The 13,347-nt window shown below is 73.7% G+C and carries 11 protein-coding genes; 4 read left to right on the top strand and 7 right to left on the bottom strand.

Features of this window, described 5'->3' with window-relative positions; all coding sequences use genetic code 11:
- The first annotated feature begins 62 nt into the window (after positions 1-62).
- Complete coding sequence (locus tag AC5L3C_RS33725) at positions 63-650, top strand: TetR/AcrR family transcriptional regulator (RefSeq protein WP_125508964.1); 588 nt, start codon at positions 63-65, stop codon at positions 648-650.
- Positions 651-783: 133 nt separating this feature from the next.
- Entirely contained in the window at positions 784-2,169 is a 1,386-nt protein-coding gene (locus tag AC5L3C_RS33720; protein WP_493652900.1) for an MFS transporter, read from the top strand.
- A gap of 48 nt (positions 2,170-2,217) precedes the next feature.
- On the opposite strand, the gene AC5L3C_RS33715 is transcribed toward AC5L3C_RS33720, so the two are convergent.
- From AC5L3C_RS33715 to lnt, 4 genes are all read right to left on the bottom strand, one after another.
- Entirely contained in the window at positions 2,218-4,206 is a 1,989-nt protein-coding gene (locus AC5L3C_RS33715; protein ID WP_493652899.1) for a helix-turn-helix domain-containing protein, read from the bottom strand.
- Positions 4,207-4,293: 87 nt separating this feature from the next.
- Positions 4,294-5,094 carry a 3-hydroxybutyrate dehydrogenase gene (locus AC5L3C_RS33710; protein ID WP_493652898.1) on the bottom strand — a complete coding sequence of 267 codons (801 nt, stop codon included), beginning with the start codon at positions 5,092-5,094 and terminating at the stop codon, positions 4,294-4,296.
- A 54-nt stretch (positions 5,095-5,148) separates the two neighbouring features.
- Positions 5,149-5,628: an NUDIX hydrolase gene (locus tag AC5L3C_RS33705; RefSeq protein ID WP_493652897.1), complete on the bottom strand. Its 480-nt coding sequence runs from the start codon at positions 5,626-5,628 to the stop codon at positions 5,149-5,151.
- A gap of 56 nt (positions 5,629-5,684) precedes the next feature.
- Positions 5,685-7,295 (bottom strand): apolipoprotein N-acyltransferase, encoded by a 1,611-nt coding sequence (gene lnt / locus AC5L3C_RS33700; protein WP_493652896.1) that lies wholly within the window; start codon positions 7,293-7,295, stop codon positions 5,685-5,687.
- Positions 7,296-7,559: 264 nt separating this feature from the next.
- On the opposite strand from lnt, the gene AC5L3C_RS33695 reads away from it, so the two are divergent.
- Positions 7,560-8,594 carry an O-antigen ligase family protein gene (locus tag AC5L3C_RS33695; protein WP_493652895.1) on the top strand — a complete coding sequence of 345 codons (1,035 nt, stop codon included), beginning with the start codon at positions 7,560-7,562 and terminating at the stop codon, positions 8,592-8,594.
- A 600-nt stretch (positions 8,595-9,194) separates the two neighbouring features.
- Here the strand turns inward: AC5L3C_RS33695 and AC5L3C_RS33690 are convergent.
- Both AC5L3C_RS33690 and AC5L3C_RS33685 read right to left on the bottom strand, forming a co-directional pair.
- Complete coding sequence (locus AC5L3C_RS33690; protein ID WP_493652894.1) at positions 9,195-9,740, bottom strand: hypothetical protein; 546 nt, start codon at positions 9,738-9,740, stop codon at positions 9,195-9,197.
- 50 nt (positions 9,741-9,790) lie between these two features.
- Positions 9,791-10,588: a glutamate racemase gene (locus tag AC5L3C_RS33685; RefSeq protein ID WP_493652893.1), complete on the bottom strand. Its 798-nt coding sequence runs from the start codon at positions 10,586-10,588 to the stop codon at positions 9,791-9,793.
- Between the two features lie 39 nt (positions 10,589-10,627).
- Here AC5L3C_RS33685 and AC5L3C_RS33680 point away from each other — a divergent pair, with 39 nt between their 5' ends.
- Positions 10,628-11,821 carry a glycosyltransferase gene (locus AC5L3C_RS33680; protein ID WP_493652892.1) on the top strand — a complete coding sequence of 398 codons (1,194 nt, stop codon included), beginning with the start codon at positions 10,628-10,630 and terminating at the stop codon, positions 11,819-11,821.
- Between the two features lie 7 nt (positions 11,822-11,828).
- Here the strand turns inward: AC5L3C_RS33680 and AC5L3C_RS33675 are convergent, their stop codons facing one another.
- The gene (locus tag AC5L3C_RS33675) at positions 11,829-13,115 is read right to left on the bottom strand and encodes a TerD family protein (protein WP_493654136.1); all 1,287 of its coding nucleotides are present in this window, start codon (positions 13,113-13,115) and stop codon (positions 11,829-11,831) included.
- Between the last annotated feature and the right edge of the window lie 232 nt (positions 13,116-13,347).

Below are 13,347 nucleotides of genomic sequence, written 5' to 3'. Positions count from 1 at the left end.
GACAAGGTCAGCGTAGACCCTTGAGCTATCATGTCAACGTTTGATGACTTAGGGAGTACGCCATGGCAGCCACCCCACAGCCGCACAAACGTGATCGCGCCGCGACACGCGCGGCCCTGCTCGACGCGGCGCGCGTGCGCTTCGCCCGGCTGGGCTACGACGGGACGACCATGCGCGACGTCGCCAAGGACGCCCACGTCGATCCCGCGCTCGTCTTTCGCTACTTCGGCTCGAAGCGCGCCCTGTTCGAGGAGGCGTGCGTGGACCACCAGGTCCTCGGGGAGATCATGTCGGGCCCGTTGGACACGCTGCCTGCGGGCATGCTCAGGTCCGTCGTCTTCCAGGAATGGGAGCAGTTCGCCGGCGAACACCCCCTGGTGATGCTGTTGCGCTCGCCCTCGCACGATCCCGCCCGCACCCGCCTGCAGCAGGAGGCACACGCGGCGCACATCGAGGAACTCGTCGAGCAGGTCAAGGGCGAGGACGCGCCGCTGCGGGCGGAGATGCTGGTCGCCTGTCTGCTGGGCATGGGCATCATGCGCACGGCCCTGGGCTCCCCCGCGCTCAGTTCGGCCACCCTGGAGGACGTGCTGCCGTACTTCGAGGGCGTCACCCGCGTCCTGATCGAGGACGCCGGTGACGACCGCTGAGTAGCACCGGCATGGTGGCTGCGCGCATAGGCGACCCTCGAACTATGTGGCCCTGCCATATGTGCGCCTGACCTGCGGATTCCTACGGTGTGGCAACACAAACGTCCCCGTCATACCCCAGGAAGTGGTGCCGATGTCGTCGCCCGCAGCCGCTCCACCAGCCCCGAACAACCTCAAGCGCATCGTCGCCGCGTCCCTCATCGGCACCACCATCGAGTGGTACGACTTCTTCCTGTACGGCTCGGCCGCCGCGCTGGTTTTCAACAAGCTGTTCTTCCCGGACTCCGATCCGCTGGTCGGCACGCTGTTGTCGTTTCTGACGTACGCCGTCGGGTTCGCGGCGCGGCCGCTGGGTGCGCTGGTGTTCGGGCACTACGGGGACCGGCTCGGGCGCAAGAAGCTGCTGGTGCTGAGTCTGCTGATGATGGGCGGGGCGACGTTCGCCATCGGGCTGCTGCCCACGCACGCCGCCATCGGCAGTGCCGCGCCGGTGCTGCTGACCGTGCTGCGGCTGGTCCAGGGCTTCGCGCTGGGCGGTGAGTGGGGCGGGGCCGTGCTGCTGGTGTCCGAGCACGGCGACGCGCGCAGCCGCGGGTTCTGGGCCTCGTGGCCGCAGACCGGCGCGCCCGCGGGACAGCTGCTGGCGACCGGTGTGCTGTCGCTGCTGACCGCCGTGCTGTCGGACGCGGCGTTCACGGCCTGGGGCTGGCGGATTCCGTTCCTGCTGTCCGGGGTGCTGGTGATCGTCGGCTTGTGGATTCGTCTCTCTGTCGATGAATCGCCGGTGTTCAAGCAGGCGTTGCGGCGGGCCGAGGCCCGTGAGGCGGACGCCGGCGCCGAGCGGATGCCGGTCGTGGCGGTGCTGCGGCACCACTGGCGCGACGTGCTGGTCGCGATGGGCGCGCGCATGGCGGAGAACATCAGCTACTACGTGATCACCGCGTTCATCCTCGTCTACGCCACCACCTCGGCCGGGGTGTCGAAGCAGACCGCGCTGAACGCGGTGCTCATCGCCTCGGCGATCCACTTCGCCGTCATCCCGGCCTGGGGCGCGCTGTCCGACCGGCTCGGGCGGCGTCCGGTGTATCTGATCGGCGCAGCCGGAGTGGGCGCGTGGATGTTCCCCTTCTTCGCCCTCATCGACACCGGCGGGTTCACCAACCTGCTGATCGCGGTGACCGTGGGTCTGGTGCTGCACGGCGCCATGTACGCGCCGCAGGCCGCGTTCTTCTCCGAGATGTTCGCGACCCGGATGCGTTACTCGGGTGCCTCCATCGGCGCCCAGTTCGCCTCGGTCGCGGCGGGCGCGCCCGCGCCGCTGATCGCCACGGCACTGCTGGCGGACTACGGCAGCTCCACCCCGATCGCGCTGTATGTGATCGCGGCGAGTCTGCTGACGGTCGTCGCCCTGGCCGCCGCCAAGGAGACCCGCAACCGGGACCTGTCGGAGGTGGATCCGTCCGAGAAGACGGCAGGGCCGGCCGAGGTACCTGCCAAGCAGGGCGCCCGCACGGTCTGATCCCGCCCCCGTACCGCCCCGGCCCCCGTACGCTCCCGCATGCGGGGGTCAGGTCCGTGCGGAGGGGCCGGTGATCCCCGACAGGCGGTACAGGCGCAGGGCGAGCTGGATCTCCAGGGTCCGGGCCGGGCTCTGCCAGTCCTCGCCCAGGAGGCGGCCGACGCGTTCCAGCCGCTGGGCGACCGTGTTGACGTGGACGTGGAGCTCGTCCTTGGTGCGGGCCGGGCTCATTCCGCAGGCGAAGTAGGCGTCGAGGGTGCGCAGCAGTTCGGTGCCGCGTCGTTCGTCGTAGGCGACGACCGGGCCGACGGTGCGGTCGACGAAGCCGCTGATGTCGCGCTCCCCCGCCAGCAGCAGCCCCAGGAAGCCGAAGTCCTCGGCGGCGGAGCCGTCGCCGGCGCGGCCGAGGAGACGCAGGGCGTCGAGGCAACGGCAGGCCTCCGCGTAGGCCTCGGCCACGGTGTGGGGGCGGGCCGTGAGCTGCTCGACCGGCGCGGACGCGCCGACGGTGACCGGTTCGTGGACCGCCGTGCCCAGCTGGCGGGCGGTGCGGCGGGCCAGGTCTGTGGCGGTGTCGCCGGAGGTGACGGGCAGCAGCAGGACGGTTCCGCCGTCGCGCGCGGCGGCGAGGCCCTGCCGGGTCGCCGCGAGGTGTGAGGCCGCGGCCCACAGCCGCCGGCGGGCGTCCGCCTCCTGATCGGCGTCGGCGGCGGAGCCCTCCAGCCGGGCGGCGAGCACCACGTGGGTGAGGTCGAGGTCGGCGTGCAGCCGTGCGGCGCGCTCGCGCAGCAGGCGCGGGTCCCGGTCCCTGGCGTCGAGCAGGTCGTCGAGCAACTCGCCGCGGACGCGCTGTTCGGCCTCGGCGGCGGAACGGCGGGCGAGCAGCAGCAGTGAGGTGACCATGGCCGCGCGCTCGAAAGTGCGCTGGTCCACGGGGTCGAGCTCGGGCTGGCCGCACAGGACGAGCGCGCCGAGGAGCTCGTCGCCCGCGGTCACGGCGGCGATCCAGTCGTCCCGGTGCCGGACCGCGTGTCCTTCGGCCTGCGCGGACTCCAGGGCGTGCGGCGGGGCCGCGCTGGCCTCGGTGAACTCCACCGTGCCGTCCAGGACCTGGGAGACCGCGGCGGCCACGTCGTGCACCCCGCCGCCGCGCAGGACCAGCTCGGCCAGCCGGTCGTGGACGTCCGAGGCACGTTCGATGACCGCGCTGCGGTCCTGGATGATCTCGTTGGCGCGCTCCAGGCCGGCCAGTGCCGAGCGGGTCTCCGCCAGCAGGTTGGCGGTGTCGATGGCGGCCGCGGCGAGGGCGGCGAAAGAACCGAGCAGGGCGATCTGCTCCCGCTCGAAGACCCTGGCCCGGCGGTCCGCGGCGAACAGGACACCGATGACGTGGTGCCCCAGCATCAGCGGCACGCCGAGGATGGCGACGAGGCCCTCGTCCCGCACGCCGGTGTCGATGGTGTCGGTGTGCTGGAAGCGCTCGTCGCGGAAGTAGTCGTCCGTGACATAGGGGCGGGCGGTCTGGGCGACCAGGCCGCCGAGGCCCTCGCCCATGCCGAGGCGCAGCTGCTGGAAGCGGGCGGCGACCGATCCCTCGGTGACCCGCATATAGGTGTCGCCCCTGACCGGGTCGTTCAGGCTGAGGTAGGCGACGTCGGTGCCGAGCAGGGAGCGGGCGCGCTGCACGATGGCCTGGAGCACGGCGTCCAGGTCGCGCAGTCCGGCGAGATCGTGGGCGGTCTCGAAGAGGGCGGACAGCTCGGCCTCGCGGCGGCGCCGCCCCTCCAGTTCGGCCCGTACGCGCAGGGCGAGCAGCTTGGCCTGTTCGAGCTCGGCGATGTGCCCGGCCGGCCGGCCCTCGGCGCGGGCGAGCAGCACGGGCTGCTCGTAGGCCTCGGCGGGGGCGCCGCGGGCGAGCAGTTCGAGGAACGGCGCCTCGGCGCCGCCGGGGGCGGGACGGGCCTCGGGGTGGGCCCGGCCCGGTGCCTGGGCGGCGGGGGCGGAACGCTCGGCGGACTGCACGTGATCGCGGGACATGCTCACAGGATTCCTCATCCCGCGGCCGCCTCGTCAGGCCTGTGGAAAACTCTGCCGGCCGACGGTCGGCCGCTCGCGGCGGATGCCTCAGTGCGCGGTCCAGCCGCCGTCCAGGACCAGGGAGGTGCCGGTGACGAAGGCCGCCCGCGGGCCGCACAGGTAGGCCACGGCCTCGGCGACGTCCTCGGGCTCGATGAGCCGCTTGACCGCGCTGTCCTGCAGCAGCACCTCGGAGAGTACGCGTTCCTCGGGGATGCCGTGGGCGCGGGCCTGGTCGGCGATCTGCCGCTCGACGAGCGGGGTGCGCACATAGGCGGGGTTCACACAGTTGGAGGTCACGCCGTGGGGCGCGCCCTCGAGGGCGGTGGTCTTGGACAGACCCTCCAGCCCGTGCTTGGCGGCCACGTAGGCGGACTTGTAGGCGGAGGCGCGCAGACCGTGGACCGAGGACACATTGACGATGCGGCCCCAGCCCTGCCCGTACATGTGGGGCAGGGCGCCCCGGATGAGGCGGAAGGGTGCCTCCAGCATCACGGTGAGCACGGTGTGGAAGACGTCGGGCGGGAAGTCCTCGATGGGGCGGACCAGCTGCATTCCCGCGTTGTTGACCAGGACGTCGGCGCCGGCGCCGGCGAGTTCGGCGGCGTCCAGGTCGGTCAGGTCCAGGACGTGCGGCTCGATGGCGCCCCCGAGGCCCCGGGCCGCCTCGGCGAGCGCCTCCAGGCCCGTGGCGTCCCGGTCGACGGCTCTGACCTTGGCCCCGGCGGCGGCGAGCCGCAGGGCACAGGCGTGGCCGATGCCGCCGGCGGCGCCGGTGACGAGTGCGGTGCGGCCGCCGAGGTCGAGCGAGGTGGCGTGGGGGGCCGGGAGGGCACGGGGCGCGGTCATGGCTCGACCCTAGGCAGGACCCCCGGGGCGACCCATGTGGTCAGACCCTATAGTTCAGCCGTTTCCAGTGGGGTCGAACCATGTGGGTGCATTCGACAGTGCCTGCTTGATCCGGAAGCGCCCGAACTCGTTGAGCTCCGGCAGCGCGTCCACGTCGAACCAGCCGACGTCCAGCGACTCGTCGTCGTTGACCCGCGCCTCGCCCCCGACGGCACGGCAGCGGAAGGTGATGTCCATGTACTGGCAGTTGTCGCCGTTGCCGTAGGTCACGGGGTCCAGCGCCTGCACCAGCACGACCCGTTCCACGGCGCAGCGCACGCCGGTCTCCTCCTCGACCTCCCGCATCGCGCACGCCGCCGGCTGCTCCCCCGGCTCGGGGATGCCACCGATCACCGACCACTTGCGGGTGTCCGTCCGCCGGTTCAGCAGCACCCGGCCCTCGTCGTCGAAGACGAGCGCGGTGACCCCGGGGAGCCACAGCAGCTGATGCCCTGCGGAGGCGCGCAGGGTGCGGATGAAGTCAGGAGTAGCCATGGACCGACCTTAACGGGCGCCGCGCGGCACTCCCCGGCTCGCCTGAGGGCGTACGCCTACGCGTCACCGGCACGTCGTGCGCGCGTCCCCGCGGCGACGGCCCAGCCCAGGCCGCCCGCGGCGACGAGGACCAGCGCGATCTCCGGGAGCACGCCGAGGCGGGTGGCGGGCGTCTGCGAGGAGCGCAGCGGCACCTCCTGCACCAGCGAGTCGGCGACGAACATGCCCGTCTTCCGCGTGATCTCCCCGTCGGGCATGATGATCGCGCTGACCCCGCTGGTCACCGGCACGGTGACGGCGCGGCTGTGCTCCACCGCGCGGACCCGCGACATGGCGAGCTGCTGGTAGGTCATCTCGCTGCGGCCGAAGGTGGCGTTGTTGCTGGGCACCGAGATCAGCTCGGCGCCCGCGGTGACCGTGTCGCGCACCGCCCAGTCGAACGCGGCCTCGTAGCAGGTCACCAGGCCGACCCCGGCACCGTTCATGCGGAACACGCCGGGCTCGCTGCCCCGGCTGAAGTCCTGGCGGACCATCGAGGTCCAGTCCTCGTTGATCGCGCCCACCAGCGAGCGCAGCGGAAGGTACTCGCCGAACGGCTGGATCTGCCGTTTGTCGTAGGTGTCGACGGGGCCCTTCTGCGGGTCCCAAAGGATCTGCTCGTTGAGCAGCTTGCCGTCCCTGGTGATCACGCCGCCGACCGAGACCGGCGCGCCGATGGCCTTGGCCGCCTTGTCGATGACGGAGCGGGCGTCGGGGTTGACGAAGGGGTCGATGTCGGAGGAGTTCTCCGGCCACAGCACGATGTCCGGCTGTTCGGCCTTGCCGGCCGCCACCGCGGCGGCCAGTCGCTCCGTCTCGCGCGCGTGGTAGTCGAGGACGGCGCGCCGCTGGGCGTTGAAGTCGAGACCCATGCGGGGCACGTTGCCCTGGATGGCGGCGACGGTCACGGTGCCGTTCTCCGCCTTGTCCCTGACCAGGGTCCGGGCCGCGAGCGCCGCGACGACCGGTACGGCGAGGCTCAGTACGCCGACGACGGCCGCCGCCCTGCGCAGGTCCCCGCCGCGGCGTGCCCGCACGGTGAGCCGGACGACCTCGCACAGGCCGAAGCCGCACAGGACGACGGCGAAGCCGAGCACCGGGGTGCCGCCGAGCGCCGCGAGCGGCAGGAAGACCCCGTCCGCCTGGCCGAACGCGATCTTGCCCCAGGGGAAGCCGCTGAACGGGGCACGCGCGCGTGCCGCCTCGCCGGCGATCCACAGGGCCGCCGCCCACACCGGCCAACCGGGCAGCTTCGACACCGCGGTGATGCCGGCGCCGACCAGCGCCACGAACACCGCCTCGATCACGACCAGGGCGATCCACGGCCCCGGGCCGACCTCCACACCGGTCCACACCAGGAGCGGCAGCAGGAAGCCGAGGCCGAAGAGGTAGCCGAGACCGAGTCCCGCCTTCCAGCTGCGGCCGCGCAGCACCCAGCCGAGGACGGCGAAGGCGGGCAGGGCCAGCCACCACAGGGTGCGCGGCGGGAAGCTGATGTAGAGGAGCAGGCCCGAGAGCGCGGCTGCGGCGGCCGGGAGGAGACGCACGAGCCGGCTGCGCCACGCGGGGGGCGCGGTCTGCGGCGGCATCGGGTCCGACGCGCCGACGGAGGTTGCGGTGACGGTCACTCCGGGAGTCTACGGCGCGTGACCTGGCGGCGGACAGCACGGTCGGGCGGGTGGGAGGGCGGCGGCGGGCCCCGCTGCCCCGGCTCCGGGCGGCCGGCGAGCGTATCGTTTCCGCGCGACTTGTCCTGGCACATCCACAAACCGGCCACCAGCCGTTACGGTGTGCCGGTGCCCCCGGTCGTGCGGCGCGGCGTGTGCCGGCGCCCGGGGTCCGTCACAGGTCGGGGGCGACGCGGTGCGGGGTGCGGGGTGGGTTCCACAGGGATGGCGTCCGCCGGTCCGGGTGCGGACGGCGAGAGACGGACGGGTCCGGACGCGGCGGCCGTCGTGGTGCTGGGTGCCTGTGCGGCCTGGCCGCTGATCACGGCGGCGGTCCAGGGGGGCCGCCCGGAAGGCATGCTGCTCGCGGTCCTGGCCGTGGCGGCCGGTTACGCGGCGGGCCGGATCGGCGGGGCGCTGCTGCCGGTGGCCGTGCCCTGTGCGGCCGCCCTGGCCGGGATCGGCCTGACGGTCGCGGTCCCGCATCTGACACCGGGCCCGCAGATCACGGCGCCGCTGGGGCACGTGGGTGCCACGACGGCGATGGTGACCCTGTCGGCGGGCGCCGCCTGCTGTGCGGCCTGGGCGGCCACCGCGCCGGCGGTACGCCTCGCGCTGCGCCTGCTGGCCGCGGGCGTCGTGGTGACCGCGGCCGTGCTGGGCTCTGCCGCCGGATGTGTCGCGGGCTCGGTGGTGCTGCTGTGTTCCCTCGCCGTGGGCCGGGTACGGCGCCGGGCCCCCGTACTCGCCGTGCTGGGCACGGTCGCCGCCGGGGTCGCGGGGCTCGCCTGGGCGGTGGCCTCGCATGCCGTGCCGGAGGGGTTCGCCGCCTCCCTCGAGGGCCGGCTGACCGCGCACCGCGTGGGGCTGTGGCGGGACGCGCTCGACATGATGCGCGAGCACGCGGCCCTGGGCGTGGGGCCGGGACGCTTCGGTGAGCTCAGCGCTACGTCGGTGCAGTCGCCGGCGTCCGACGGCAAGCCCCACTCCGCGCCGCTCCAGTTGGCGGCCGAGCAGGGTGTGGTCGGAGTGGTGCTGCTGGCGCTGGCCTTCGCCTGGCTGCTCTACGCCCTGTGGCGCAGCCCGCGTGCGACGCCGGTGGTGCTCACCGCGGGCACGGCCCTGACGGGGCTCGCCGCGATCGCCTCGGTGGGCAACGCCCTGAGCTTCACCGCGGTGTCCGTGGGCGGCGGCCTCCTGGCGGGCGTGGCCACGTCCCGCCCGTTCCCCGGGGGCACACCTCCGGACGACACCCGCTGACCACGCCGTCCGCAACGCCACGAGCGCCGTCGGCCGTCCGTGCCCGCCACCGCGCGGGGCGCGTGGGCCCACACCCCCGGCCGGGCTCGTCGCACGCGCGCGGATGATCACCCGGGACCGGCGGTGTTGTGCGCGCGGCCTTCGGTACACGAAGCGCGGGGCGTCCGGCGACGGTGCGGAGGCTGCCGCCGCGGGTACACACGGCCAAGGGCGGGGCCCGCCGGCCCGACCGGCCCTGGCAGCCGACCGAGCTGCCGCGCGGAGCAGAACGACCCCGCTCCCCGGTCGATACGTCCCCCGGTCGATGACCGCGCGGAGCATCGTCCCCCTGACATCACCACACAGCGGCGCATCGGCCCGCACGCACACGTGCCCGCCGGTCCGCTGGGGGGAGCGGACGCCGCATACGGCCCGGGACCGGCGCGCGCTGGTGGACGGTCGCGGGCGGGACATTGCTCCGCCGCGGGGAGACGTTGTGGGCCGGCGCCGAGGCGTGGTCGCCCGGCCCGCGCCCCGGTGCTCCGGTTCGCGTAACTGCGGCCGCAGCGCCCGCCGGACGGGGCCGACGTCGAGGACGACCCCACAGCGGCGAAAGGGCCGTCAGTGGTTCGTGCCCGGTTCGCGGGGGCGGAGGCGGTCGCGGATGACGTTGACCGCCGCTTCCGCGTCGTCCACGGTGACCGTGAAGGTGTGGCCGTCCCAGAGGCGCAGGATCACGCCCTCACCGCGGCGTACGACGACCGCCGTGCCCTTCTCGGGCCGCCAGCGGTACCCCCAGCCACCCCAGTGGCGTGGTGTGACGTGCGCCACGAAGTCCGCTCCGGCGACGTGGGACAGGGGGATACGACGGCGCGGCAGGCCCATGTGGCCGCAGCGCACCTCGAGGTGGTCCTCGTCGACGCGCAGCGCGACATGGACGAAGGCGAGTGTGCCGAACAGGACGAGCAGGCCGGCGGCGATGCAGCCGACGACGGCCATGGCCAGCGGCGCGACACCGGTCGTCCACGCGGAGTCGACGGCCAGCACGATGCCGAGCGCCATGCAGGCCGCGCCGATGAGCGCCAGCAGCCACTGGAAGCGGTTGGTGGCCCGGCCGGTCCAGACCCCGGTATGGGGGCGGTGCCCGCCCTGGCGGTGGTCCTTCATGGCTTTGAGGTTACTCAGGTTTCGCTCCGCGGGTACCGCGTGGCGCAGCGTCACTGGGCCGTCCGGGCGGGAGCGAGCGCCTGGAGCAGCCTGCCCTCGGCGTAGGTGAGGGCGGCCCCGGGAAGCACCTCGCCGGCGCGCCCGCTCAGCAGCACCGTCAGCGTGCCGCTCGCCGGTGCCCCGGGCGCGGCCTGTGCGCCGAGGCGGCGCAGGGCCTGGGCGGCCACCGCGCCCGCGGATCCGTGCAGGGCGAGCGGTGGGCGGCCGGGACCCTGCACGGCGGCCCGGATGCGCTCGGCGACCAGTTCGTAGTGGGTGCAGCCGAGCACGACGGTCGTCACGTCGTCCGGGGTGAGTGCCGCGGCCGCCGCGACCGCGGTGTCGATCGCCTTCTCGTCCGCCCGTTCCACGGCCTCGGCGAGCCCCCAGCACGGCACCTCGGTGACCTTCACGCCGTCGGCGAAGTTCTCGATGAGGTCGCGCTGGTAGGGGCTGCCGGTCGTGGCGGGCGTGGCCCAGATCGCGAGGGGTCCGCCGCCGGCCGCGGCCGGTTTGATCGCCGGGACGGTGCCGATGACCGGCAGCGCGGGCTCGTGGCGGGCGCGCAGGGCGGTGAGGGCGTGCACGGTGGCCGTGTTGCAGCCGACGATCAGCGCATCGGGGCGGTGGGCGGCGGCCGCCTCGGCGACGGCGAGGGCGCGCTCGGTGAGGTCCTCGGGCGTCCTCGGTCCCCAGGGCATGCCGTCGGGGTCGAGGGAGAGCACCAGATCGGCGTCGGGGCGCAGACGCCGTACCGCGGCGGTGGCCGCCAGCAGTCCGATTCCGGAGTCCATGAGCGCGATCTTCACCCGGCCACGATAGTCGATGAGCCGGTTCGGGGCCGGGGCGTGGGGCAGACTGCGCACGTGAGCGCCGTTGTGTGGAGTGCCGCCGGATCACTCGCCGCGTGGCTGTGGCTGCTGCTGTGCCAGGGCGGGTTCTGGCGTACGGACGTGCGGCTCCCGCCGCAGCGGGACCCGGACGCGTGGCCGAGCGTGTGCGTCGTCGTCCCCGCGCGGGACGAGGCGGAGGTGCTGCCCGCGAGTCTGCCGTCGGTGCTCGCCCAGGACTATCCGGGCCGGGCCGAGGTCTTCCTCGTCGACGACGGCAGCACGGACGGCACCGGGGAGCTCGCGCGTGAACTCGCGCGGCGGCACGGCGGGCTGCCGCTCACGGTGGGTTCCCCGGGGGAGCCGCCCGCCGGCTGGACCGGGAAACTGTGGGCGGTGCGGCACGGGATGGAGCTGGCCCGTGCGCGGGACCCGGAGTATCTGCTGCTGATGGACGCCGACATCGCGCACGCCCCGGACAGCTTGCGCCGGCTGGTGGCGGCCGCCGGTGCGGGCGGGTTCGACGTGGTGTCGCAGATGGCCCGGCTGCGGGTGCGGAGCGGGTGGGAGCGGCTGGTCGTACCGGCCTTCGTCTATTTCTTCGCGCAGCTGTACCCGTTCCGCAGGATCGCAAGGCCACGGTCCCGGACGGCCGCTGCGGCAGGCGGCTGTGTGCTGCTGCGCGCCGATGCCGCCGCGCGGGCGCGGATCCCCGACGCCGTCCGGCACGCCGTCATCGACGACGTGGCCCTCGCCCGCGCGGTGAAGTCCGCCGGTGGTCGGATCTGGCTGGGGCTGGCGGAGGGGGTGGACAGTGTGCGGCCGTATCCGCGGCTGCACGACCTGTGGCGCATGGTGTCGCGCAGCGCCTACGCACAACTGCGGCACAGCCCGCTGCTGCTGGCCGGTACGGTCGCGGGCCTGACGCTGGTGTACCTGGTGCCGCCCCTGGCGGTACTGGCGGGCGCCGTGACGGGGAACGCGCTCGCCGCGGTCCTGGGGGCGGCGGCCTGGGCCGTGATGGCGGGGACGTTCGTCCCCATGCTGCGCTACTACCGGCTGCCGCTGTGGCCGGCTCCGCTGCTGCCGTTCACCGCGTCGCTGTACCTCCTCATGACGGTGGACTCGGCGGTGCAGCACCGCCGGGGGCGCGGTGCGGCCTGGAAGGGCCGCACCTACGCCCGCCCGGACGCCGTGCCGGACGAGGGCTGACGGGCCCTCACTTGCGGCCCGGGGTCCAGTTCATGCCCCACCCGTAGGCGTAGTCCACGGTGCGCTGCGGGCTCACCCCGCGCTCGGGGACCAGGTAGCGGGCCTCGCGCTGGACGACGAGTTCGCCGCCCCCGGTGTTGGTGATCAGGGCGAGCGCGCAGACCGTGGAGGGGACGGTGCACTCGTCGAGGGAGAAGTCGATGGCCGCGCCGTGCTGCGGCTGGAGGGTGACCGTGGCGTGCAGGTCGGCGAAGGAGCGGGCGCCCTCGTAGATGGTGACGAAGACCAGGATGCGACGGAAGTGATGCTTGTGGTCGAGGTTGACGGTGAGGTTCTCGCCGGTGGAGACGGCGCCGGTGCGGTCGTCGCCGTCGAGGTGGATGAACGGGGGCTGGTGCAGGGCCCCGAAGGCATTGCCGAGCGCCTGGACGACGCCTTTCCTGCCGTCGGTGAGTTCGTACAGGGCGCACAGGTCGAGGTCGAGGTCGGCGTGCATGGCGACCGGCCTGCCGAGTTTTCCGGCCCATCCGGAGAACTGTTTGCGCACCTGCCAGTTGAGGTTCACGTGCAGGGCGCCCGAGGTGCCGCCCTGTTTGGTGAGTGAGACCGACGGGGCCGACTTGGTGAGCGTCACCTTGGAGAGCCGGACCGGTGCGGGGGGCGCGGCCGGCGCCGGCGGGGCGGCCGGCGGGGGCGGCGGCGCGGTCACCGGGGCCGCGACGGGGGGTGCCGGGGTGAGGGGTGCCGCGGCGGCGGGCGCCGGGGGCGCGTGCTGGGGTTCGTCCACGGTGATGCCGTAGTCGGTGGCGAGGCCCTCGAGTCCGCTGCTGTAGCCCTGGCCGACGGCACGGAACTTCCAGGCGCCCTGACGCCGGTAGAACTCGCCCAGCACGAACGCCGTCTCCGTGGTGGCGCCGGTGCTGTCGAAGCGCGCCGCCACGGTGCCGGCGGCGGAGTCCTTGACCTCGATGAACAGGTCCGGGACCTGGCCGAAGGAACCGCCGTCGCAGGAGGCAGCGAGGATCACCGTTTCGATGCCGGGCTCCACGCGGGTGAGGTCGACGAGCAGGGTGTCGGTGACCCGGCCGCCGGCGTCCCGCTTGCCCTCGTGGCGGACGGCGCCGGAGGAGTGGGCGGGCTGGTTGTAGAAGACGAAGTCGCTGTCGGAGCGGACCTTCCCGCCGGCCAGCAGCAGGGCCGAGGCGTCCGCGTCGGGCACGCCGGGGCCGGAGCGCCAGCCCACGTCCACTCGCAGTGCCGTCGTCGGCACCGGTGTGTTCGATCCTTTCGGCATTGACATGTCCGCCCCCATCACGGGTCGCCCGCGCCGGCCAGGTCCCGGCTTCCGTCGGTTTTCGTCCGCCCAACCTATTCCCCCGCGGCGGGAACGCCCACGGGGCGGAGGCGGCCGCCGGTGGCCAACCGCCGGTAACGCCCCTGGAACTCGGCCTTTACACGAAACACACTCAGCGGATTGCCCGTTTTCCCCATGTTCGCTCGCATTGGGGATCCCCGGTCACGGGGGG

This window comes from Streptomyces speibonae, from assembly GCF_984686075.1.
Note: the sequence above shows the minus strand (reverse complement) of the source record. Positions and strands in the feature narration are given on the sequence as shown.